Origin of the sequence: Vibrio sp. 10N.222.49.A3 (assembly GCF_041475145.1) — a bacterium.
GTDB classification, from domain to species: domain Bacteria; phylum Pseudomonadota; class Gammaproteobacteria; order Enterobacterales; family Vibrionaceae; genus Vibrio; species Vibrio tasmaniensis_A.
The window spans coordinates 30460-55194 of the sequence record NZ_JBFRVM010000019.1; the positions used below are offsets into that span (position 1 = coordinate 30460).

At 43.9% G+C, this 24735-nt stretch carries 18 protein-coding genes; 11 read left to right on the forward strand and 7 right to left on the reverse strand.

Going from position 1 to position 24735, the window contains the following annotated elements; all coding sequences use genetic code 11:
* Positions 1 to 23: 23 nt before the first annotated feature.
* Positions 24 to 2381: an LPS assembly protein LptD gene (gene lptD, locus AB4589_RS02510; RefSeq protein WP_372099217.1), complete on the reverse strand. Its 2358-nt coding sequence runs from the start codon at positions 2379 to 2381 to the stop codon at positions 24 to 26.
* 149 nt (positions 2382 to 2530) lie between these two features.
* On the opposite strand from lptD, the gene djlA reads away from it, so the two are divergent.
* Positions 2531 to 3385 carry a co-chaperone DjlA gene (gene djlA, locus AB4589_RS02515; RefSeq protein WP_372099219.1) on the forward strand — a complete coding sequence of 285 codons (855 nt, stop codon included), beginning with the start codon at positions 2531 to 2533 and terminating at the stop codon, positions 3383 to 3385.
* A gap of 58 nt (positions 3386 to 3443) precedes the next feature.
* The gene (locus AB4589_RS02520) at positions 3444 to 3989 is read left to right on the forward strand and encodes a DUF924 family protein (protein ID WP_372099221.1); all 546 of its coding nucleotides are present in this window, start codon (positions 3444 to 3446) and stop codon (positions 3987 to 3989) included.
* A 97-nt stretch (positions 3990 to 4086) separates the two neighbouring features.
* On the opposite strand, the gene AB4589_RS02525 is transcribed toward AB4589_RS02520, so the two are convergent.
* The 5 genes from AB4589_RS02525 to leuA form a co-directional block, all read right to left on the reverse strand.
* Positions 4087 to 4869, reverse strand: a complete 783-nt coding sequence (locus tag AB4589_RS02525) for a DUF547 domain-containing protein (RefSeq protein ID WP_372099223.1) — start codon at positions 4867 to 4869, stop codon at positions 4087 to 4089.
* Between the two features lie 156 nt (positions 4870 to 5025).
* Complete coding sequence (gene leuD / locus AB4589_RS02530; RefSeq protein WP_009847819.1) at positions 5026 to 5628, reverse strand: 3-isopropylmalate dehydratase small subunit; 603 nt, start codon at positions 5626 to 5628, stop codon at positions 5026 to 5028.
* Between the two features lie 14 nt (positions 5629 to 5642).
* Positions 5643 to 7055: a 3-isopropylmalate dehydratase large subunit gene (gene leuC, locus AB4589_RS02535; protein WP_371701418.1), complete on the reverse strand. Its 1413-nt coding sequence runs from the start codon at positions 7053 to 7055 to the stop codon at positions 5643 to 5645.
* Positions 7056 to 7171: 116 nt separating this feature from the next.
* Positions 7172 to 8263 carry a 3-isopropylmalate dehydrogenase gene (gene leuB, locus AB4589_RS02540; protein ID WP_372099225.1) on the reverse strand — a complete coding sequence of 364 codons (1092 nt, stop codon included), beginning with the start codon at positions 8261 to 8263 and terminating at the stop codon, positions 7172 to 7174.
* Positions 8264 to 8360: 97 nt separating this feature from the next.
* Entirely contained in the window at positions 8361 to 9908 is a 1548-nt protein-coding gene (leuA, locus tag AB4589_RS02545; protein WP_009847816.1) for a 2-isopropylmalate synthase, read from the reverse strand.
* A gap of 567 nt (positions 9909 to 10475) precedes the next feature.
* On the opposite strand from leuA, the gene AB4589_RS02550 reads away from it, so the two are divergent.
* From AB4589_RS02550 to ilvN, 9 genes are all read left to right on the forward strand, one after another.
* Positions 10476 to 11135 carry a TetR/AcrR family transcriptional regulator gene (locus tag AB4589_RS02550; RefSeq protein ID WP_371709220.1) on the forward strand — a complete coding sequence of 220 codons (660 nt, stop codon included), beginning with the start codon at positions 10476 to 10478 and terminating at the stop codon, positions 11133 to 11135.
* Positions 11135 to 12472: an efflux RND transporter periplasmic adaptor subunit gene (locus AB4589_RS02555; protein WP_371709219.1), complete on the forward strand. Its 1338-nt coding sequence runs from the start codon at positions 11135 to 11137 to the stop codon at positions 12470 to 12472. The genes AB4589_RS02550 and AB4589_RS02555 overlap by 1 nt, the downstream gene beginning before the upstream one ends.
* Positions 12469 to 15576, forward strand: coding sequence for an efflux RND transporter permease subunit (locus AB4589_RS02560; protein WP_372099228.1), 3108 nt, complete (start codon positions 12469 to 12471; stop codon positions 15574 to 15576). The genes AB4589_RS02555 and AB4589_RS02560 overlap by 4 nt, the downstream gene beginning before the upstream one ends.
* Before the next feature lie 292 nt (positions 15577 to 15868).
* Entirely contained in the window at positions 15869 to 16393 is a 525-nt protein-coding gene (locus AB4589_RS02565) for a phosphatase PAP2 family protein (RefSeq protein ID WP_009847812.1), read from the forward strand.
* A gap of 94 nt (positions 16394 to 16487) precedes the next feature.
* Positions 16488 to 17543 (forward strand): MJ1255/VC2487 family glycosyltransferase, encoded by a 1056-nt coding sequence (locus tag AB4589_RS02570; protein ID WP_372099230.1) that lies wholly within the window; start codon positions 16488 to 16490, stop codon positions 17541 to 17543.
* 347 nt (positions 17544 to 17890) lie between these two features.
* Positions 17891 to 18850 (forward strand): transcriptional regulator LeuO, encoded by a 960-nt coding sequence (gene leuO, locus AB4589_RS02575; protein ID WP_017100430.1) that lies wholly within the window; start codon positions 17891 to 17893, stop codon positions 18848 to 18850.
* Between the two features lie 201 nt (positions 18851 to 19051).
* Positions 19052 to 20860, forward strand: coding sequence for a long-chain fatty acid--CoA ligase (locus tag AB4589_RS02580; RefSeq protein ID WP_135382999.1), 1809 nt, complete (start codon positions 19052 to 19054; stop codon positions 20858 to 20860).
* A gap of 460 nt (positions 20861 to 21320) precedes the next feature.
* Entirely contained in the window at positions 21321 to 23078 is a 1758-nt protein-coding gene (locus tag AB4589_RS02585) for an acetolactate synthase 3 large subunit (RefSeq protein WP_371695454.1), read from the forward strand.
* Between the two features lies 1 nt (position 23079).
* Positions 23080 to 23574: an acetolactate synthase small subunit gene (gene ilvN, locus AB4589_RS02590; RefSeq protein WP_004735875.1), complete on the forward strand. Its 495-nt coding sequence runs from the start codon at positions 23080 to 23082 to the stop codon at positions 23572 to 23574.
* Between the two features lie 431 nt (positions 23575 to 24005).
* On the opposite strand, the gene AB4589_RS02595 is transcribed toward ilvN, so the two are convergent.
* Entirely contained in the window at positions 24006 to 24677 is a 672-nt protein-coding gene (locus AB4589_RS02595; protein ID WP_371695455.1) for a GntR family transcriptional regulator, read from the reverse strand.
* Between the last annotated feature and the right edge of the window lie 58 nt (positions 24678 to 24735).

Sequence of the window (24735 nt, forward strand, 5' to 3'; positions counted from 1 at the left end):
TGATTGTTTATCAATAAAGAAAATTAGTTGTTTAAGAAGAATGGGCGACCATAGCTGAGTGCGTTACCTGAGCTTGTTTCACTTACTTCGCTTGAGTCTGAGCCTATGTTGGTACCAAAGCCAACAATACCGAAGTTAAAGCCAAAGTTTTTCTCATATACTGGGGTTGCGTTAGGATTAGTCACATAATTGTCTTCCCATCTACGTAATTGATTACTGTAGGTGAAGCCGATATACCAACAATCTGACTTGTAATTGAGTTTAGCTAACCACTCAAGGTTCTCTTCGGTTGTTAAATCATAGAAGTACTGAGCGCTGGCATTCCACTTACGTGAAATCTGGTAGGCTCCGAGTAATCCTGCTTGAGATATACCATCTTTAGTAATCGATCCAACATTAAAATCAACAGTGTCTTCGATATACTCTTTGGTTACGTAGCGGTAGTTGGTTTGTATATAACCACCAGAAAAACGGTATTCAATGGTGCTGTTGGCTAGTTGCATTGCTGTGGTATCGATATCGTACTGAACCCCACCATGATAAAACAGGTAGTCGTCGTAATTAAAATCGACCTCAACCGCCCAAGATGAGTAATTCGAGTTCTTATCTTTAGTATCAAGTGTTAGATGTTGTTTGGTACCTTTGTCGATATAAAAAATCTGTCCAAAAGACACATTGAGGCGTTCTTTATATTCATCATCAAAGAAACGAGATGATGCACCATAACTGACTTGGTTAGCTGCAGCGATATGGTCTACACCACTGTATTTACGGCTTCTAAAGAGACCATAATAATCAGTCTGCAGAAGTGTCGTATCGTAAAGGCCTATGTTGTTTTGATCTTCTTTTGGTACATACAGGTATTGAACTTGGGGTTCTAGAGTTTGAGTGTAGTTACCAATAACCTTGGTATCTCTTTCTAAAACGATGCCGGCATGGCTTCTAAACTCAGGTATAACTCGAGTTACGCTCTCTTCGAGGCCGTAATTGGGGTTAGTTTCTTTTGTTCCCGTTGTCGTATCTACACCATCAAGATTTTGTTGGTAGTAAGTCCCAAGCAGTCGGGCTTCTGTGGTCCAAGTACCCCAAGTGTTGCCTACAGGGATAGTAATTCCCGGCTCAACGTGAATACGAGTTGCTGATGGCTTGCCCGAGGCATCAGTATCGAACATAGATACATGACTGATGAGGTCGAAATCTAGGTAATCCATGACTTCCGGAGCATAGTAGTTATACTCGAGTTGTGGCATTAGACGGTATGGTTGGTTATTTTCTGTGAGGACTTGGAAATCCCTTACAAGTACGGAAGCATCCCAGTTTTGTGAACGGTAGGTTGCTTTTCCTTCCTGAAGCAGTTGGCCATCTTCACGGCTACCAATGCCGCTTCCGTTGACATCTGTGAAGTACTCGATATCACCAACTTTTGAGTAATCAATTTCAAACAACCAAGATTCTTGGAATATCCCTGTGTGATAAAGCTGAGCCCCCCAACGTTTGCCTTTCTCTGGGTGTTTTTTATCATCTGGTAAGTATTCAGATTTAATCATCCCAGAACCAAAATCGCTTAAATATCTAAATTCACTGTTAAGTTGAGTACCACGCTCTTTCATATGCTTAAAAGTGGTTTTCAGGTCATACTCTGGTGCCAAGTTCCAATAAACCGGGATCTCAAATTCAAAACCATCACTTGAGCCATATGATACCGTCGGATATAAGAAACCTGTTTTACGTGTATCACCAATCGGAACGGTTAAGTACGGCAGATAAAAAACAGGAACGCTCTGAATTTCAAACCTTGGGTTGTAGAACGTAGCCTCTTCTTCATTTTGGTCGACATCGATACTTGACGCTCTTAGTCGCCATGCATTGTCGCCGATAGGGCAAGAGGTGATTGAGCCATCTTCAATCTCATAAACCGCTTTTCCGGTTTTCGCGATGTAAACCGCATCTCCTCGCCCTTGCTCACAGAGGAACTCATAATCGGTATTTTCGAGCGTCATTTCATCGGTGGTCAGATTGTTAGTGGCTCTGTCTGCCACTGACTTTATTTGACCATCGCTAAAGTTTACGTTGCCTTCAGCTACAACGATATTTTCTTGTTGGTGAAGCGTTACATTGTCGGCAAGGATGGTTTTGTTTCCTTGGGTAACTCTTACATCACCTGAGTAGATTGCCTTGTCACCATTGATAGCCTCTAAGCGATCGGACTCAACATGAGCGGGAAGTTGTGTCTCGTTTTCTGCAGCGGGCTCGATCAAGCATTGATCTATAGAGGGCATTTCCTGCACACTACTATCGGTGATTGTTTCAGCTTGAGTTGTCGATACGTATAATGCCGTACTTATAGACGCGGCTAACAAGGTGCGGGAAAAAGATTGCATGAAGTTGAACTATCCTGTGTCACTAGATGAAGGGTTGATCTAGTATCAATCCAATTAATAAAGCATTTTCCTTATGATAAAGGAAATATTAGCATTCAGCATCATCAGACAGCATTACTCAGACAAAATTCATAGATAGAGAACACATAATGCAAATATTTGGCAAAATTTTGGGCGCTTTTTTTGGTTTTTTATTTGGGGGGCCGCTCGGTTTAGTTTTTGGCCTATTCTTAGGGCACCAGTTCGATAAAGCTCGCCGATTGAACCAATCGGGCTTCAATAGCTCTGGTTTTGGACGAGGTCCAAACCAAGCTGAAAGACAAAACGAGTTTTTTAAATCCGCCTTTGCGGTTATGGGACATGTTGCTAAAGCCAAGGGGCAGGTAACTCCGGAAGAGATTCAGCTCGCTTCTACAATGATGGAGCGTATGAACCTGCATGGCGAGCAACGTAAAGCGGCGCAAGATGCGTTTCGTGATGGCAAAGAAAGTGACTTCCCGTTAAGCGATGTACTTGAGCGTGTGAAGATCTCATCGGGTGGCCGTTTTGATCTCCTGCAGTTTTTTTTAGAGCTACAAGTATCTGCTGCATTTGCTGATGGAAGTTTGCATCCTAGTGAGCGCCAAGTTCTGCATAAGATAGCGCAAGGTCTTGGCTTTTCTGCAGAACAACTAGAACGCCGTTTACAGATGCAAGAAGCAGCATTCCGTTTTCAACAGCAGGGTGGAAGCTTTGGTGGTCATCAAGGTCACGGGCAGTCATCTGGTTGGCAACAGGCTTCGCAACAAAACCAATTGGCCGATGCGTTTAAAGTTCTTGGTGTGAGTGAAAGTGCTGAGGGTAAAGAGGTGAAGAAAGCTTACCGCAAGCTGATGAATGAGCATCACCCAGATAAACTGATGGCGAAGGGTTTGCCACCAGAAATGATGAATGTCGCGAAAGAAAAATCGCAAGAAATTCAGAATGCTTATGATCTGATAAAGAAAGTAAAAGGTTTTAAGTAATCGAACATAGACCGAGTCATACTATTAAATGATTCGGTTTTTTATTAAAAGGAATTATATGATGGTAACGTATCAGGATGTTCTAGAGTTTTGGTTCGATGAATTGACGCCAAAAGACTGGTTTACTGGCGGCGAAGAAATTGATGTTTTGATAGAGTCTCGATTTGCTGAGGTGCACAAGGCAGCGGCTCAAGGTGAGCTATTTGAATGGCGACAAAACGCACAAGGACGATTGGCTGAAATTATCGTGCTTGATCAGTTTTCTCGAAATATTGGTAGAAACAGTCCGACAGCTTTTTCGGCTGATCCGATGGCGTTGGCTCTAGCCCAAGAGGCGGTAGCGGGTGGTTTTGATCACCAGCTTAACGAGCAACAGAAAAGCTTCCTGTATATGCCTTATATGCACAGTGAGTCTTTGTTAGTCCATGAACAAGCCGTGGAACTCTTTTCTCAAACGGGATTAGAGCATAATCTGGATTTTGAGTTTAAGCACAAGGTTATCATTGAGCGATTTGGTCGCTATCCGCACCGTAATGAGGTGTTAGGGCGAGCTTCGACTCCCGAAGAAATTGAATTCTTGCAGCAACCGGGCTCAAGCTTTTAATTGTAGAAACACAGTTCAATAGATAAAAAAGAGGCTAGCGGTTAATAAAAACCTCTAGCCTCTTTTTTTGTTTTAGTGTTGAACGTTAGCGTTAGAGCTAGTTTGCTTGGTTAAGCGACCAATCGTAGTCATAGCTGATTTTGTTAGTATTCGTGACAGGTTGAGTACGATACTGGTCTAGGTGTTGAATGAGTTGTTTTTCTGTACCAAAATCCACTGCAAACCATTCGTAAATCGATGATAGTTGTAGTTTGCTGTTGCTAACCAATACACCCTTATCACTGTTTACATACTCAGATGCAGCAAGCTCCAATAACATATCAGTCTTGTCAGCAGTAAAGGCCTGAGGTTGTAAGTTAGGGCAACCCAAACTCGCACAATTCACCGCATAATGAGTGCGCGGATCTTGCCAAATCGGTCTTAGGATTCGGTGTTCAATATCGTTGAGTGTCAGTGATTTTCCGTTAACGATTACCACATCATCTCCCCACGGCCCAAAACTAAATAGTCCGCCAAGTTTAGTGATGGATTTGATCGGGTAGGCATCAAGAATCAAATCGACAGTCACGGCGTTATATAGATTAACCCAATAGGCATACTGCTCCGCTTTTGAATAGTCGAGCGGATTAACTTGTTCGAGTTGCTTGATGTATTGCTTAAGTTTTGTCTTATCGGCAGTGTTCACCGCTTTATAGCGAACTAACGTATTTTGCCCCTGTTTAACCAAGTAGCTATCGAGGAGTTGCTGCCAATCTTGATGAGATACCTGTTCTAGGTTGGTTTCGTCGCTTTGGTTCCAGTATCGCCAAAGATCGGATTTAGGCGCAGACCAAGCTAAGGTTGAGAAAAGTAGGCTGACAATAAAAAGTAGTTGTTTCATGGCATTCTCCTGATGACTGACTACTAAGACCTTATGGCTTACCATTTTCTTTCATTGCTCTTCATTTAAATAAATATATGAAGTTAAGTTAATAGCTTAGACAAATAAAAAAGGTTGGCACTTGGCCAACCTTTAGATTTATTCAGAAACGTCTCATTATTTTAGGAAGCTAGGAATCTTAGCTTCAAACTCAGAGATCTTATCGGCATGTTGAAGTGTAAGGCCGATATTATCTAAACCATTCAGCAAACAGTGACGACGGAACTCATCAATTTCAAACGAGTACTCTTTACCGTTCGCTCTGACTTTCATTGCTTCTAAATCAACGTCGATCTCTGCGCCTTCGTTTGCTTCAACGAACTGGAATAGTTCATCGACTTCCTGCTCTGAAAGACGAACAGGCACCATCTGGTTGTTGATTGAGTTTCCGTAGAAAATGTCGGCAAAGCTTGGTGCGATCATTACTTGGATACCGTAATCGGCAAGCGCCCAAGGTGCGTGTTCACGAGATGAACCACAACCAAAGTTTTCACGAGCTAGAAGAATAGAAGCGCCTTTATAGCGTGGTGCATTCATTACAAACTCAGGGTTTGGTTGTTGGCCTGCGTCATCTAGGAAGCGCCAATCGTGGAACAAGTGTTTACCAAAACCGATGCGGTTTACTTTCTGTAGAAACTGCTTTGGAATGATCGCATCAGTATCGATGTTGGCCGTATCTAGAGGAACGACTAATCCGGTGTGTTGTTGAAAACCTGACATGTTAAATCCTCTAATTAAAGTTCACGAATATCGACAAAGTGACCAGCGATTGCTGCTGCGGCTGCCATTGCTGGGCTAACTAGGTGCGTACGACCATCACGGCCTTGGCGACCTTCAAAGTTACGGTTTGATGTAGAGGCACAGCGCTCTTGTGGACCTAGACGGTCGTTGTTCATTGCAAGACACATAGAGCAACCCGGTAGGCGCCATTCAAAGCCTGCTTCGATGAAGATCTTATCTAGGCCTTCAGCTTCAGCTTGTGCTTTTACTTGCTCAGAACCCGGAACGATTAATGCTTGAACATGTTTCGCTACTTGGCGGCCTTTCGCTACTGCTGCAGCTGCACGCATGTCTTCGATACGCGAGTTAGTACAAGAACCTACGAAGACTTTATCGACGTTGTAATCCGATAGAGATTTACCCGCTTCAAGGCCCATGTACGCCAGAGCCTTTTCTGCTGAAGCTTTTTCAACAGGGTCTGCGAAGCTTTCTGGTGCTGGGATTGGCGTGTCTACCGAGATAACCTGACCTGGGTTAGTGCCCCAAGTAACTTGCGGTTTGATGTCTGCTGCGTCTAGTGTAACAACCGCATCGAACTCTGCATCAGCATCGGTTTTTAACGTATCCCAGTATTGGATTGCAGCTTCTAAGTCTTCACCTTGTGGAGAGAACTTACGACCTTTGATGTATTCGTATGTCGTTGCATCTGGAGCGATTAAGCCTGCTTTCGCGCCAAGCTCGATTGCCATGTTACATACCGTCATACGACCTTCCATTGTAAGGTCAGTAATTGCTTCACCACAGAATTCAACTACATAGCCTGTACCGCCAGCGGCTGTTGTCTTACCGATGATTGCGAGCACGATATCTTTTGCTGTAATGCCTTCAGCGACTTTGCCTTTTACTTCGATCTTCATGGTTTTAGCGCGAGCTTGTTTTAGCGTTTGAGTTGCTAGAACATGTTCAACTTCTGAAGTACCGATACCGAATGCTAATGAGCCAAATGCACCGTGTGTTGCTGTGTGTGAGTCACCACATACAATGGTCATGCCCGGCAGAGTAATACCTAGCTCAGGGCCCATTACGTGCACAATACCTTGGTATTTGTGGTTTAGGTCGTAGAGCGTGACACCAAACTCTTCACAGTTTTTCGATAGCGTTTCCATTTGGATACGAGCCATCTCACCAGAGGCGTTGATGTCTTTCGTTTGTGTCGATACGTTGTGATCCATGGTTGCAAAAGTTTTGCCTACTTGGCGAACTTTACGACCTTTTTCACGCAGGCCATCAAAGGCTTGTGGTGATGTTACTTCGTGGACTAAGTGGCGATCGATATAAAGAATTGGCGTTTCGCCCTTTGCTGCAACTGCAACGTGAGCGTCATAAACTTTTTCGTATAAGGTTTTTGCTTGCTGGTTTGTCGACATAGCTTTTCTTCCTTGGGATCATCAGTCCCAGTGTTTGTTTCGAGCCAAGTCATGCGGTTTACGATGACTTGGCTTGATATTATTCTTATGTACTTGCTTCAATCGGAGCATTTAGCTTATGAAGCTAAGATGTACTCAGCGATCTTGTCACCCATTTCAGAGGTAGTCAGTGCTTGGTTCTTACCTGCAAGGTCTGCCGTTAGCTCACCTGCAGAAAGTGCTTTAGATACCGCTGATTCGATGTCTTGTGCTGCCGCTTCTTCGCCTAGGCTGTAACGAAGCATTAGCGCTGCAGAAAGAATTTGCGCGACTGGGTTCGCAATGTTCTTACCTGCGATATCTGGTGCGCTGCCACCTGCTGGTTCGTATAGGCCGAAGTTGCTTTCGTTTAAGCTTGCAGAAGGAAGCATACCCATGGAGCCTGTGATCATTGCGCACTCATCAGAGATGATGTCACCAAAGATGTTTGAACATAGCATTACGTCAAACTGAGATGGGTCTTTGATTAGCTGCATGGTCGCGTTGTCGATGTACATGTGGTTTAGCGTGACATCTGGGTAATCTTTTGCGATTTCTTCAACCACTTCACGCCATAAGATAGAGCTCTGCAGAACGTTTGCTTTGTCGATTGAGTAAACGTTTTTGTTACGTAGACGTGCAGATTCAAACGCAATCTTTGCAATACGTTCGATCTCGTAACGGTGATAAACCTCTGTATCAAAAGCTTTCTCAGTTGCGCCTTCGCCTTCACGACCTTTAGGTTGGCCGAAGTAGATGCCGCCTGTTAGTTCACGAACTACAACGATATCGAAGCCGTTACCTGAGATGTCAGCACGCAAAGGAGAGAAAGACTCTAGACCTTTGTGGATTTGTGCAGGACGTAGGTTACAGAACAGTTGGAAGTGTTTACGTAGCGGAAGTAGCGCACCACGTTCAGGTTGGTCGTTTGGTGGAAGATGTTCCCATTTAGGGCCGCCGACAGAACCAAAAAGTACCGCGTCAGATTCTTCACAACCTGCAACTGTTGCTTCTGGAAGTGGACAGCCGTGGTTATCAATTGCGATACCACCAACATCATACTCTTCGCGAGAAAAGCTAATTGCGTGTTTCTTTTCAATCGCGTCTAGCACCTTGTGTGCTTGTTGCATTACTTCTGGGCCAATGCCATCACCAGGTAGTACGGCAATTTTGTATGATTTATCTGTCATGTTAATCCTTTAATTCTTGTTACTGAGCTGTTTGGCTCGTTTTAAATTTTGTCCCTAAAGCCAACAACATCGGCTCTAGGGCTCTGTTATTGGGGTCTTAAACAGTCGCGAATTTTTGCTGCTTCATTTCAGCAATAGTGTCTGCGCGTTGAATGCTATTGATAACGTGTAGCAACGCTTGACCAGAAGCTTCAACGATATCGGTTGAAACGCCAGTACCGTGGTACTTACGGCCTTTATAGTTAGCAATGATGTCCGCTTGACCTAAGCCATCTTCGCCTTCACCTTTTGCAGTTAGGTCGAACTTATCCAACGCTATTTCGTAGCCTGTTAAGCGGTAGATACATTGGTATAAAGCATCAACAGGGCCATTGCCGACAGCGGCTTCGCATTTCTCTTCATCACCACATTGCAGTTTGATGCTGGTGGTAGACATAACACTACCAGATTGTACGCTTAGGTAGTTAAGTTTATAGAAGTCATCTTCATCACGTAGATTCGCGAAGTGCATCAATGCTTCTAGGTCGTAATCGAACACTTGTCCTTTACGGTCAGCAAGCTTCAAGAAGTCTTCGTACAATGAATCTAGGTTGTACTCATTATCTTTATAACCCATAGCGTCCATGTGACTCTTAACCGCTGCTCGGCCACTACGGCTTGTTAGGTTTAAGGCTTTGTTTTTCAAGCCAATAGACTCAGGCGTCATGATCTCATAAGTGTTCTTGTTCTTTAGCATGCCATCTTGGTGAATACCTGAAGAGTGGCTGAATGCGTTAGCACCGACGATTGCTTTGTTGTCTTGAATTGGCATGTGGCAAAGCTGACTTACCAACTTACTGGTACGGTGGATCTCCTTGTGATCCAAGCCAGTATGAACACCCAAAAGCTCTTGACGAGTTTTGATGATCATTGCTATTTCTTCTAAAGAACAATTACCTGCACGTTCGCCAATACCATTGATTGTGCCTTCAATTTGGCGAGCGCCCGCTTGCACAGCTGCAATTGAGTTTGCAACCGACATACCTAAGTCATCGTGACAGTGAACAGAGATGATCGCTTGGTCGATGTTGGGTACGCGATCGAATAGCGTTTTAATAATGCCACCAAACTCATTCGGTACTGTATAGCCTACCGTGTCTGGAATGTTGATGGTCTTAGCGCCTGCGTTAATCGCGGCTTCAACCATACGACATAGGTTGTCGATAGGGGTACGGCCGGCATCTTCACAAGAGAATTCAACATCATCGGTATAGTTACGAGCGTGCTTGACTGCTTTCACTGCCATCTCTACTACGTCATCGTAGCTGCGGCGTAATTTGTCTTGTACGTGAACCGTTGATGTTGAGATGAAGGTATGAATACGGAACTGGTCAGCAACTTTAAGCGCTTCTGCAGCGGCATCGATATCTTTCGCTACGGCACGAGAAAGCGCACAAATACGGCTGTCTTTGATGTGTTTAGCGATGGTTTGTACTGATTCGAAATCGCCTGGAGAAGAAATAGGGAAGCCAGCTTCGATAACATCTACACCCAGTCTCTCAAGAGCATAAGCGATCTGTAACTTCTCTTTTACCGTAAGGCTTGCAGCCAATGCTTGCTCGCCGTCACGTAAGGTAGTATCAAAAATTATTACTTGATCGTTCATGGGTGCTTCCTTATATCGATAATGAATCGATTGCTATCCAAATTATTATTAAGAATGATGTTCTTTTAAAAGTGCCAGTTACAAAAAAACCCGCTTAGTGCGGGTTTTAATATTTGTGTAGTTCTTGACCCACAACTTACCCGCGCGATTGGTTCACGATAAGGAGAAGTTTCAGCAGTAGAGAAGAAGAAAAAATCATTACACAAATATCCGTAAATAAACTGTTAACACCATATTTACCGTAATTTATTCTGAGCGTCAAACAAGAAAATCCAATATCAGCGTGCATTGGCAGTGTTTTGGTTTTGTTTGTGCTGTTTTTTGTTTAAGTGTTAGCGATATCAACTAAATGGTGGTTTTGTATTGGCGGGTTAGTTTATCGTTTGGCTGATGTGTAGGTTAAAACTTTGTAGTAAATATTTTTAATGGAACGATTCACCAAAAAAATCACAAGCGTGACTAAAGTAATTAATCAATTGATTAAATAGTGAGTAATTAATCTTCTACTGTTATGCCTGTTTATCTCTATAATTAATCGAATGATTAATTATAGAGATAGGTTGATGCATGACGGCACGAAAAGCGGGGCGACCTCAACAGAACTTAGATGTTCGACAATTATTGATTGAGCATGCTCGTGATCTGTTTGTCGTTCAGTCATACGACAAGGTCTCGACACGCCTGATTGCTGATCGTGCGGGTGTGAACATTGCGATGATCCGTTATTACTTTGGCAGTAAGGCTGGATTATTTGAGGCGATGCTGCGTGAAACGCTACGACCGATGCAATTGCAAATGCAGAGATTGGTTGAAGAAAGCAGCCATGAGAACTTTCTTGATTTAATGCGGACTTATTATAAAGAGATGGTCAAGGTCCCCAAGTTTCCTCGCTTGATTGCTCAAGTGATGAATATGCCTCCCTCTGAAGTGCAAAGAGAGTTGCTCGAAAAGGTTTTTCTCGATGTCGCCAAGCCAGCACAAGATGTCATTTTTGAAAAGCTGGTTGAACAAGGCATCTTAAAACAGAATATGGATCCAAAGTTGTGTCGAGTTTCGTATATAAGCTTGATGGTGTTTCCCTTCATTGCTCCGCCCCCTCTATTAGCAATCCATGGTATTGAGATTAATGAAGAATTTCTTAACCGTTTAATCGAACACAACATTCAATTGATGACCGAAGGCTTTATCAATGCACCGAGCCCTTCTGCAGAGCAGGACAAAAGATAATGAAAATAAATAAAAAACTACTCTTCTTTCCAGCACTTGCGGTTGGTGTCATCGGCCTTGTGACTGCGATTGGCTTAAAGCCGGATCTGCCGACTAAGCCCGCGGGAGATAGGGCTCGTCTAGTCGAAACAGTCAGTTTAGAACAACAAATGATCGCGCCGTTGGCAGTGGGCTTTGGCAAAGTAGTCCCTAAAGTTGAATGGAAAGCCATCGCCGAGGTGACAGGGCAGATTGTTTATCGACATCCAGACCTAGAAAAAGGGCAGATCATTCCAGCGGGAACTGAGGTACTTAAGATCGATCCTTTGGATTACGAGTTGAAGTTGGTACAAGCTGAAGCGGATCTTAAATCAAGCCAGACTTCATTAGCTAAGTTAAACCAAGAAGAAGATAACCTTAAGCAGACCTTAAAGATCGAAAAGAACCGCTTAGTGATCAGCAATAAAGAGCTGCAACGTAAACAAGATCTGCGCAAGAAAGGCCTAACTTCTCAATCCGATGTTGATCTCCAGCAGCAAAGTGCGTTGTCTCAACAGAAGCTTGTATTGGATATTGACAACCAAATTGCATTGATGCCAGATGAAAAGCGTGTTGCGGAAGCAGTGATTAAGGTGAATGTCTCTAAAGTAAAAGAGGCGCAACGCTCTTTGGATAAAACGACCATTACTTTACCTAGAGCGATGCGAATAGCTCAGGTCGATATTGAACAGAACCAAGTGGTTAATCTTCAGCAAGAGATGTTTGTTGCTCACGGGATTAAAGTTATGGAAGTTGAGGCGCAACTCTCTATTCACGATATGCAAACTTTAGCCTCAAGCTTTACTCAATTCCCTCGTGATGCCGCAGGCATACCAAACCCTTATGAAGCGCCAATCAAAGCAAGTATTCAGCTAAACAGTGGCAGCCTTAACCTCAATTGGCCTGCAAAGGTTGCGAGAATCAGTGAAACCGTTGATGAGAACCAAGCAACTGCGGGGATCATTCTTGAAATTGGTCAAGACTATTCAGCTCTGCAGCCAAGCAGTGCAACGCCTTTGGTCAATGGCATGTTCGTCAAAGCAGAGATTGAAGGCTTGGCCAACCTTAGTTGGGTTGTCCCAGAGCGCGCTTTGCACGGTGATAAGGTTTATCTGATGGATGACAATCAGCGCTTGCAAGTGGTGAATGTTGAAGTGCTTTATCGCAGAGACAATCAAGTGGTTGTGAGTGGCGAGCTACAAACTGGAGATAAACTGGTTCTCAATGATGTTCTGCCAGCAATTGAAGGCATGTTACTGAAAGAGTCGAACTCTGAAGAGGCCAAGCTTGAATCGGATACTCAGGAGAGTGCGTCATGATCAAGTTCTTTTCTAGGCACCCAACAGCGGCAAACTTGTTGATGCTTGGGTTATTGATCATGGGTATAAGCTCATTATCAACCATCAAGCGTGAAACCTTCCCCGCTTATGATCCGCCTTACATTATGGCTGCCATCGTGTATCCCGGTGCATCACCACAAGAAGTGGAAGAGAGCTTGTGTGTACGAATGGAAGATGCCGTCGATGGCCTAGCTAACATTGAAGAGACTCAGTGTGAAGCCATCGAAGGTAGCGCACGTCTAATCCTGAAGTTGAATGAGAAAGCGGATATCGGCCGAATGCTGGTGGATGTACAAACTCAAATCAACTCGATCAATGATTTCCCGACTGAGATTGAATCGCCTGTTGTTCAAGAACTGGATTGGAATGAACCAGTTGTTGATATCGCCATCACAGCAGAAACGTCGTGGCCGGAGCTTAAGGCCTACGCTGAAGACCTCAAACGTATCATGAAGCTTGATTATGATGTTTCACTAGTCGATGTTAGCGGCTTCTCTGATCATCAATACCGCGTTGAACTGGATACTCAAGCGATTCGCCAGCTGGGTTTGAGTGTCGGTGATATCGCAGACCAGATTGGCCGTCAGAATGTAAAACTGCCAAGCGGTAACGTTGAAACACCAGACAAGAATTTTCTGATTCGTTTTGATGAAAGACGAATTACACCGGTTGAGCTGGAAAGTATCGTGGTTGGCTCTGCGCCTAATGGATCAGTGATCCGTCTGAGAGACATTGCAAAAATAACCGACCGCTTTGAGCTTGATGAACAGAAGGTGTTGTTTGATGGAAAGCCATCGGCTCTGTTGAAAATCAGTAAAAACAAAGAAGATGATGCGTTACGAATCAAAGAGAACGTGACGCGTTTCGTTGAAGATCAGAGCGCGATTGCCCCTGATGGCGTGACGCTACAAATGACCAACGATCTCTCGTCGGTACTTTGGGATCGCTTAACCATGATGGTGCGCAATGGCTGGCAAGGTATTGTTCTGGTATTTGCCACCATGTGGTTGTTCTTCAGTTTGCGTTATTCATTCTGGGTAGCTGCTGGCCTGCCGGTAGCCTTCCTTGGTGGTTTGTTCTTGATGGCTAACCTTGGTTTATCGATTAACATCATGTCATTGGTTGGCTTGCTAATGGCGATTGGTATCATGATGGATGACGCCATCGTGATAGCCGAATCGATAGCGTCCCATTTAGATCGGGGGCAAAACGTTGATGATGCGGTGTACAACGGCGTTAAGAAAGTGCTTCCCGGAGTGTTATCTTCTTTCTTAACTACGGTGTGTATTTTCGGTAGCTTGCTGTTTCTCGATGGAGAGATGGGCGCGGTGCTTAAGGCTGTTCCTCAAGTATTGATATTAGTGCTGTCGTTGAGCTTGATTGAAGCCTTCCTGATTTTGCCTAATCACTTGTCTCATTCATTACACAAAGAAAAGAATGACAAGCCAGCGCTGCGCTTCAAAGTTGTGTTGTTAGAGAAGTTTGAGAACTTTCGTAATACCACTTTGATGAACATGGTTGAGAAAGTGGTGACATTCCGCTATGCCTTTATGGGCGGAGTGCTGACCCTGCTGTTGCTTTCGGTAGCCTTGATTGCTGGTGGTGTTGTCAAATTCCAACCATTTCCTGAGTTGGATGGTGATATTGCCGAGGCTCGCATCATTCTTCCACCGGGCGCATCACTGTCTCAAACCGAGAAAGTGGTCGATAAAATAGTCGCATCTGCTGAACGTTTGAATGAGCAGTGGAGTGAAGACGTCGAGGACGGTAATAGATTGGTTGAGCATATCACCAGCCAATTCAATGCAAACGCGGATGCCAATGAATCAGGGCCACACTTAGCTACCGTGCGCTTAGACTTACGAGGTGCAGAAAGTCGCAACACGGTGATCGATGATTTCATTGATGCATGGCGGGAAGACATCGGCGATTTGGCGGACCCTATCTCGCTGGTTTTCAAACAACCGACGATGGGGCCGGGTGGTCGTGCTATCGAGCTCCGCGCCAAACATGATGATCTTGCTGCATTGAAATCGGCTTCTTTGGATATTCAGGAGTACCTTAATCAGTTTGATGGTGTGCATGGTGTTCTTGATGACATGCGCATGGGTAAGGAAGAGATCTTAGTTAAACTTCGCCCAGGTGCGGAAACCTACAATGTGAATGGGCAGATGATTGCTTCCCAATTGCGTGCGGCCTTCTTTGGTCAGACTGCGGATGAAATCCAAATTGGGGTTGAGAACATTTCGATTGAGGTACGCCTTGATAAAGAACAAGCGGGTGATTTACAGCAACTGGCTAACTTCCCAATCATCACTGCAGATGGCAGCCAAATCCCGCTAGCTACATTGGCAACGTTAGATTTCCAGCGTAACTACGTGCGAATTCAACGTATTGATGGGCTGAGAACCATCAGTATCTTTGGTGATATTGATAATAAGAAAGCGAGTTCATCCGCGATTCTGGCTCAGTTCCAAAAAGATGAAGCCGCCAAACTTATTCAGAAGTACCCGGGTTTACGTTTTGATTTTGAAGGTGAAGCCAAAGATGCCGCGAAGACCGGAGCCTCAATGGGCAAAGGGTTCTTGCTCGGCTTATTCGGCGTATTTGCGATTCTAAGTTATCAGTTCAGAAGTTACTTAGAACCTGTGGTCGTCATGTTGGCGATTCCACTAGCCTTCATTGGGGTAGTGGTTGGTCACTGGATACTTGGGCACGCTTTGAGTATGCCAAGCATGATGGGCTTTGTGTCGCTTGCCGGGATCGTGGTCAATGATTCCATCTTGTTAGTGCAATACATTCGTCACCATGTTGATGAGGGAGATAGCGTTCATGACTCGGTGGTGAAGGCCAGTCGCGAGCGTTTCCGTGCGGTATTTTTGACATCAATGACGACCGCAGCAGGTTTGCTACCGCTGTTGACGGAAACCAGCTTGCAGGCTCAGGTTATCCAGCCTCTGGTTATTTCAATTGTGTTTGGCATATTTGCTTCAACCTTACTGGTGTTGTTTATGATCCCTGCTGCCTACGCCATATTGGCGGATTTTGGGTTGGTGAAAAAGCATGAGCCATTAGCGCTATAGCCTTTAGCGCTATTATCATTAGTCAGCACTACTATCATTAGCGAACGCTATAACCATTAGCACGATAGAAGTAGCGTTTGTTTGCTTATATAAAGAAGCAAAAACATAGAAGAATAAAGCGGCCTTGTGTCGCTTTATTTTTATCGGCTGCTTCTAGGCTCCTATTAGCTTACTTAGTGAAAGCGGTTAATTCGCTTCAAAATTCATTTTAGTTCATTCAAAACGTCACTTAACTGTCATTTCAGGGGCATACCTTGAGCCTTAACTGAATAAGGATTGTTAAGGAGATCGTATGCGTACTATCGAACCTGTTGTCCGCTGGGATGTGGCATTTTCTGTTTTCTGTTTGAAGAACCGTTATAGCGGGCAACATGCAACATTGAGTAAAGCGGTGTCTCATACCGGGGATGGTCATCTATATGTGTTGATCGCTCTGATTGCGCTGTTAGCTGATGGCTACACAGGTCGTGAATTTTTAATGGTTGGTCTAGCCGCTTTTGCGATAGAGCTACCGATTTATTGGGTAGCCAAAAACACCCTAAAGCGCCGCAGACCCGCTGAATTCTCTTCATTACTTCACTCTCACATTGTGCCGTCAGATAAATACAGCCTGCCATCTGGGCACTCCGCTGCTGCATTTGTTATGGCGACTCTAATCGGACATTTTTATCCAAGTCTCTATCTCTTTAGCTTGATTTGGGCGACAGCGATTGCAGGCTCTCGAATCCTACTCGGTGTGCACTTTTTAACGGACGTACTGATTGGCGCAGCGCTAGGTATAGCGTGCACAAGCCTAGCCATTTACTTCATTTTATAGCGCTTAGTCGTATGGCTGTTTGTTCTGTTGTTCATATTAAAAAGACACAGGCAAAGACAGCAGAGCTCGAATTATTCATCTTCAAGGAACCTGAATGAAAATTTTATATGGCGTACAGGGCACTGGAAATGGGCACATCGCTAGAGCGAGAGCAATGGCCGTCGCTTTTCGTCAGCAAAATATTGATGTCGACTTTCTGTTCTCTGGGCGAGACGAGAGTAAATTCTTTTCGATGGAAGCGTTTGGCAACTATCAGACCCGCAGCGGTTTAACTTTTTACAGCGAGCAGGGGAAGGTTAAATACGGCAAGACATTCATCAAGAACAACATCTGGCGATTTCTCCGCGAGGTTAACCAGATCGATCTTGCGCCTTATGACTTAGTGCTTAATGATTTTGAACCTGTGACGGCATGGGCGGCTAAGAGGAAAGGTGTGCCATGTATTGGGATAAGCCACCAAAATGCGTTCCGTTACGATGTGCCTAAAGAAGGGGGCAACTGGATTGAACATTCCGTTATTCAGCATTTTGCACCAACAGAGCATGCCATTGGGTTGCACTGGTATCACTTTGAACAGCCAATATTGCCACCTATCGTTCACACGCCAGCGTGTGATGAGCGAGCGAAAGCAACACAAGACTTCACCTTGGTTTATCTACCATTTGAGGATCTTGATGCGATCTCTGAGTTGTTGATGAAGTTTGTTTCTCATCACTTTGTCTGTTATCACCCGAATGTGATTGAGTATAGCCGAGTCGAAAATATAGAGTTCAAACCACTCAGTCATGCCGGCTTCCAATTCGATCTCAATCAGTGCTCTGGTGTGGTGGCCAACGGCGGTTTTGAATTGCCATCTGAAGCCTTAACTTTAGGTAAGAAGTTGCTTCTTAAGCCTCTTGAGGGACAGTTCGAACAACAAAGTAATGTGGCGACGCTTGAAGCGCTCGGGTTGGCTCAAACCATGAGTTTTTTAGACGCGGCTATCTTGCGTAGTTGGCTCGGTGAAAAGCAGGCTGAAAGGGTCACTTACCCTGACGTGGCAAGTGCACTTGTTGAGTGGGTTTTGGCGGGCAAATGGTCCAACCAAGATGACTTGAGAAAGCAACTTTGGGATAAGGTGGATTTTCCTAGTTATGCATCGCTCACTTAACCCATAAGTGTTATTTCTGAATTGCCTAGCTGAACGATTCACGAGTTCAATAATTTGTAACAAATGTAACCAAAACGATAGAACAGCTAAATAAGTCGAAATGAAATTCATAAGTGACGCATTTTATGTTTTTTTATAACTCCATAAGCAACTGATTTTTAGGTGTTGTTTAATCATTAAGGTAAAATTAAATTATTCTTTATCAATCTTGTTGGTAGCTCGAGATTTATTGGTTAATAGTAATGGCAATCCGAAAAACATCGGTCTGATAAATATAAGAATTAGTGGTTATCTATTCCCACACCATTACCAATTTAACCCTGTCGAACCGACAAGAGGCAACTTGAATGTTAGAGAAAAAAGACGCAATGAGTGCAATTGCAAGCTACAGAATGGAAAGCACACTTCGTGGAGTCGACTTAAATCTTTTGACTGTATTTGATGCAGTTATGCAAGAGCAAAATATTACACGTGCAGCTCATAATCTGGGCATGTCTCAGCCAGCGGTAAGTAATGCTGTTGCTCGTTTGAAAGTAATGTTCAACGACGAGCTATTCATGCGTCAAGGTCGTGGTATTCAACCGACTCAACGTGCTCGTCAGTTGTTTGGCCCAATCCGCCAAGCGCTGCAGTTAGTACGCAACGAATTGCCAAGTTCTGTATTCTCACCAGAGTCGTCTTCTCGTTTGTTCAAACTTGCAATTTGTAGCCCTTGCGACATGCGTTTTGCACCTAAGATTATGTCGACAATCAACGACCAAGCACCTAGCGTTAATCTGCACATGGATGCGGAATTTGACCGTCAACTTTCTGAGCGCATGCGTTACCAAGAAATTGACTTCGTTATTGATTACTCGCGTTTTGATGAGCAAGGTTTCTCAAGCACTGAAATCTTCCAAGATGAATTGGTTGTGGTCGCTTCTGCTTCTCACCCACGCATCAACGGTGAAGTTTCAGCGGCAGAGTTGCTTAACGAAAAGCACGCTAAACTGTCTCGCATCCATGGTCAACGTAGCTTCTCTGAGCAAGCTTACCGTGACCTCGATTGCACACCTTTCTACGAAGGTACGAGCTTAAGCAACGTACTTTACGTTGTTGGTCAATCTGAACTTGTGACGATAGCTCCTCGTTGGATGGTAGAACATGCAGCAAACAAAGATCAGCTTCAGATTCTAGATTTCCCATTCGATAATGCGGCGATTTCTGGCTTCCTTAGCTGGCACGAATCAAGTGAAAAGGACAAAGGACACATCTGGTTACGAGATCAGTTAATGATGATCTGTGGCGAAGTAGTGGCGCTTAACTAGACACTAATTCCTATGATTTATAAGCCCTAAGCTAGGAGTCTGGCTTGGGGTTTTTTTGTACCTGCTATTTTTGTTGATAGAAAACTTAGCGTGAGACGTACTATTACTTATAACTTTGAGCTTCATCAGTTGCCTTTTCCATGATCAGAGGTACACTTGTGCGCTCAAAAAAGCTTACAGGTGTAAGCCAAAGGTAAAGAGATGGCCAATTTAGATTTTCATATCGTAAAAAGACTTCGTGACCAAATTGCCCAAGGTGGCAACCGTACAGCTTTGAAGCACAAAGTAGGCAATGTATGGCAAGGTATTAGCTGGGAACAATTTGGACAACAAATCGATACGCTTTCATTAGCGCTATTGGCTCAAGGATTGAGAGTTCAGGATAAGATCGGTATCTTCTCGAACAATATGCCTCAGTGGACTGTGGCTGACTTCGCATCCTTACAAGCGCGTCTTGTAACGGTACCAATCTACCCAACCAACACAGCGGCGCAGTCTTCTTACATTATCCAAAATGCAGATGTGAAGATCTTATTCGTTGGCGAGCAAGCTCAGTTCGATGCGGCGGTTAGCCTTTTTGAAGAGTGTGAACAGCTAGAAGTTGTTGTGGCGATGTCTGATGATATCGATCTGCAAGGACATCGCTTTGCCGTCTCTTGGAAAGAGTTCATGGCTCGTGGTGTTGAAGAGCAGCGAGCTGAGCTTGATGTTCGTCTTGCGGATGCCAGCATGGATGACTTACTGACGCTTATCTATACCTCTGGTACAACGGGCCAGCCTAAAGGTGTAATGCTTGATTACACTAATGTTGGCTATCAACTAAAAGGCCATGATGAGCGTCTCAGCTTAAGCAAAGACGACGTCTCATTGTGTTTCTTACCTCTATCACATGTATTTGAGCGCGCTTGGACTTTCTATGTCCTTTATAAAGGCGCAACCAACTGCTATTTGCAAGACACCATGCAAGTTCGTGATGCATTGAGTGATGTTAAACCAACGGTTATGTCTGCTGTTCCTCGCTTCTACGAGAAGATTTTCTCAGCGATTCACGAGAAAGTATCTAAAGCACCGTTTATTCGTAAAGTACTCTTTACTTGGGCGGTGAACATGGGCGCGAAGCTTTCTGTTTGTCATCAAGAAGGTCGTACACCATCATTCATGCTGAAGAAGAGCCATGCGCTTGCTGACAAGCTTGTGTTATCTAAACTGCGAGCTCTGTTAGGTGGTAACATCAACTTCATGCCATGTGGTGGCGCGAAGCTTGATGAAACCATTGGTCGCTTCTTCCACGCGATTGGTATCAATGTAAAACTTGGCTACGGCATGACAGAAACCACGGCAACAGTATCGTGCTGGGATGACCGTTGTTTTAACCCTGATTCGATCGGTATGTCGATGCCGGGCGCTGAAGTGAAAATTGGCGCTAAGGATGAGATCCTTGTTCGTGGCCCAATGGTGATGCGCGGCTACTACAAGATGCCAGAAGAGACAGCTAAGACATTTGACGAGCATGGTTTCCTGAAAACGGGTGATGCGGGTCATTTTGATGAAAATGGTAATCTATTCATTACTGATCGCATCAAAGAATTAATGAAGACTTCTGGCGGTAAGTACATTGCACCGCAAGTGGTTGAAGGCGCAATTGGTAAAGATCACTTTATCGAGCAGATTGCTGTTATCGCTGATACGCGCAAATTCGTTTCTGCACTGATTGTTCCTTGTTATGACTCGCTAGAAGAGTATGCCAAAGAGCTTAATATCAAATATCATGACCGTGTGGAACTTGTTAAAAATCACCAAATAGTAGAAATGCTAGAGAAACGTGTGAATGACTTACAACAAGAGCTAGCGAAGTTTGAGCAAGTGAAGAAGTTCAAGTTGCTGCCAAAAGCATTTTCTATGGATGATGGTGAGCTAACACCGACCCAGAAACTGCGTCGTAAGGTTATTAACGATAAGTATCAAGACGAAATCGAAGAAATGTACAACGAAAAGCCTAAAGATAAGTAGTTTTCTGTTTAGATAAATTTTCAGTTGTTTAAAAATCCCCCTACGAATGTGATTGCATTTTTAGGGGGATTTTTTGTATCTAATGACACAGCACAATGTGCGAAAGCGCACACCAACAAGCTCGCTGTTTATCGATAAATAGCGATCTGTTGAAATATTAAGTGCTTTTTTTTATCAAGTAAGCAGTGTTTAAGCCTAGTGTAAAAGCCTGTGTTGGGTTTTATTTGATGCTTTGAGCTAATAGTTGGTTTTTTGGCACAGTTGCCGAATAACAGGCGTTAGACCAGATGATAATAAAGCGTTAAAGTTGTTTCGTATTACTGTTTGTTGTTATCACTACAGACAGCCATAGCCGAAAAAGTGGAAGTATTTCGAATTAGGCTACGAATAAGCCCTAGACTATGAAAAACCAGCCCAACATATTCACCAAATGTGATTGGAAACTGGTGAGGAGAGCAATATGACAACAAAACCTGAAACAGCTATGTCATCCGGCGCTGAAATGTTATCCGGCGCTGAGATGGTGGTGCAGTCTCTAATTGAAGAGGGTGTAGAACAAATCTTTGGTTATCCAGGTGGTTCTGTACTTGATATCTACGATGCGCTGCATGCTAAAACTGCTGAAATTAAACACGTATTAGTACGACACGAACAAGCCGCTACCCACATGGCAGATGGCTATACTCGTTCTACCGGTAAGCCGGGTGTAGTACTTGTGTGTTCTGGTCCAGGTGCGACCAATACCGTTACTGGTATTGCAACAGCCTACATGGACTCAATCCCAATGATTGTTATTTCTGGTAACGTACCAAATAACCTTATTGGTAACGACGCCTTCCAAGAGTGTGACATCGTTGGTGTATCACGCCCGATCGTTAAACACAGCTTCCTCGTTAAGAAAGCGGAAGATATCCCTGAAGTCGTTAAAAAAGCATTCTATATTTCAACGACAGGACGTCCAGGTCCTGTGGTTATTGACCTGCCAAAAGACATTTTAAACCCACAAATTAAGCTTCCTTATGAATACCCAGAAACGATCAAAATGCGTTCATATAACCCAACGGTTACGGGTCATAAAGGTCAGATCAAAAAGGCGCTAAAAGCCCTTCTTGAAGCGAAGAAACCGGTACTTTATGTCGGTGGTGGTGCGGTTATTTCTGAGGCAGATAAGCCGCTGTTAAAATTAGCAGAGGCACTGAATTTACCCGTGGTAAGTACCCTAATGGGGCTTGGCGCTTTCCCTGGTACTCATAAGAATTCTTTGGGTATGTTGGGCATGCATGGTTTGTATGAAGCCAATATGGCGATGCACAATGCGGACTTGATCTTTGGTATTGGCGTACGTTTCGATGATCGAACGACCAATAACCTAGATAAATACTGTCCTGATGCGAAGATCATGCACATTGATATCGATCCATCTTCTATCTCTAAGAACGTTAAAGTGGATCTTCCGATTGTAGGTTCAGCGGAAAAAGTACTAGAAAGCATGGTTAACCTGCTTATTGAGCAAGGTGGAACTAACGATGCAGAAGCGATGGAAAGCTGGTGGAATGAAATTAAACAGTGGCAAGAACGTGACTGCTTAGCGTATGACAAAACGTCGGGTCGAATTAAGCCACAACAAGTTATTGAAACGCTGCATAAAGTAACCAATGGTGATGCCTATGTTGCTTCTGATGTAGGTCAACACCAAATGTTTGCTGCTTTGTACTACCCGTTTGACAAGCCGCGCCGTTGGATTAACTCTGGTGGTCTAGGCACGATGGGCTTTGGCTTACCTGCTGGTATGGGCGTTAAGTTTGCGAAACCTGATGAAGAAGTTGTGATTGTTACTGGTGACGGGAGTATTCAAATGAATATCCAAGAGCTGTCGACTGCGCTGCAATACAATATTCCCGTTAAGATTATTAATCTTAACAACCGTTTCTTAGGCATGGTAAAACAGTGGCAAGACATTGTTTACCAAGGTCGTTACTCTAATTCATATATGGACTCTGTTCCTGATTTTGCTGCTATCGCTGAGGCTTATGGCCACGTTGGCATGCGTATTTCATCTCCGGATGAACTGGAATCAGGTTTGGAAAAAGCACTAGCGATGAAAGACCGTTTGGTATTTGTCGATATCAGTGTGGATGACACCGAGCACGTATACCCAATGCAGATCAAAGGCGAGGGTATGGATAACATGTGGCTAAGCAAAACGGAGAGAACATAATATGAGACACATCCTTTCACTATTAATGGAAAACCAACCTGGTGCACTATCTCGTGTGGTTGGCTTGTTTTCTCAGCGTGGCTACAACATCGAGTCTTTGAATGTATCCCCTACGGATGATCCAACGCTTTCTCGTCTGAATGTCACCACTAACTCGAGCGAAATGCAGCTTGAGCAGATCCAAAAACAGCTACACAAGTTAATCGACGTACTTAAGGTACAAGAAGTGTCTGAGCTTGAGCATATCGAGCGTGAACTTCTAATGGTAAAAGTACGCGCTAGCGGCTTTGCTCGCGCTGAAGTGAAACGCACAGCGGATATATTCCGTGGTCAAATCGTTGATGTGACGGCTTCGCAATATACGGTTCAAATGGCCGGCACTAGCGAGAAGCTGGATGCTTTCATTCAGGCATTGTCTGAAGTAACGGAAGTACTTGAAGTGGCTCGAAGTGGGGTTGTTGGCATCGCACGTGGTGAACGAGCGTTGAAAGCCTAACGAAGAAAGATTTAAAGCTGCTTTTAAGCTAAAACAGAGCATTTAATCGTTTGAAAAAATAGCGATTTTACTGATACGAACGGCCCTTAATTTGGGCCGTTTTGCTTTCTGGAAGTAAGCATCGTTTATCCACAAAGTTTATATGATTAGACTAAAGTCTAATGCTCTCGATGATTTGAACTAAACTGAACGATAACCATACAGTCTGATTGAAAGAGGCGTGGTATGTTTGTCGATTTTTTAGTGAGGTTAACCATAGGTATATTAGCCGTTCTTGGCTTTCAACTGAGTGCATTGTATTTTTTACCTATGGTTGTGCTACTCAATACTCATCACAAAGAGTTTTTTGGGTGGTAGTTCAGCCGTAATGCTGGAAATAAAAAACGGAGCTATTAGGCTCCGTTTTTATGTGGTTAGAATCTATCTTGGCATTATGCGGCTTCGATAACTTCTTCAATTCGTTTCATTGAACTTAACAGGTGTTGATCCAAGAGCTCTGTCGCTTGATCGACATTTTTCGCAAGTACTAGTTTCATGATCATTTCATGCTCATCAATATTGAACAGATCATCAGTCGCGCTTTTCGCTGACATCGCTAGGAAGCGGTAGCGTTTTACTTGATTGATAAGATCATCAAAGAACTTAAACATGTTCTCTGAGTCTGCGCCTTCAAGTAACGCTGCATGGAATTGCTGGTGACGCTCTTCCCACTCAACACAATCAAACTCTTCTGAGACATATTGTATGCGTGATAGCTTGTGGTAGGAGGTTAATACTTCCAATTCCCAGCTTTCATCGCCTGCTGAAATTGCCTTTTTAAGCAGAACAGAAGAGACAACACGAAGGCTTTCATATAGGTCATTGAGTTCTTTCTTTGATACCGGTGATACCCAACAGCCTTTTTGTGGCTCTAGCTTTACGTATTTACTCCAAGATAGCTGCACTAAGGCTTCGCGAATTGGAGATGCGCCGACGTTGTATCGTGCTTTGAGATCAGCTACAACGAGTTTTTTACCTGGGGTTAATTCACCATTGAGAATATCTTGGCGAATCATCTTTGATACTTTGTCAGTAAGCGTAGGACTAGACATTACAAACCTCATGTATATTTGATTTCTAGTCTGCTAATCCGTTTCTTAGGAAGAGTTTATTGGAGTTTAA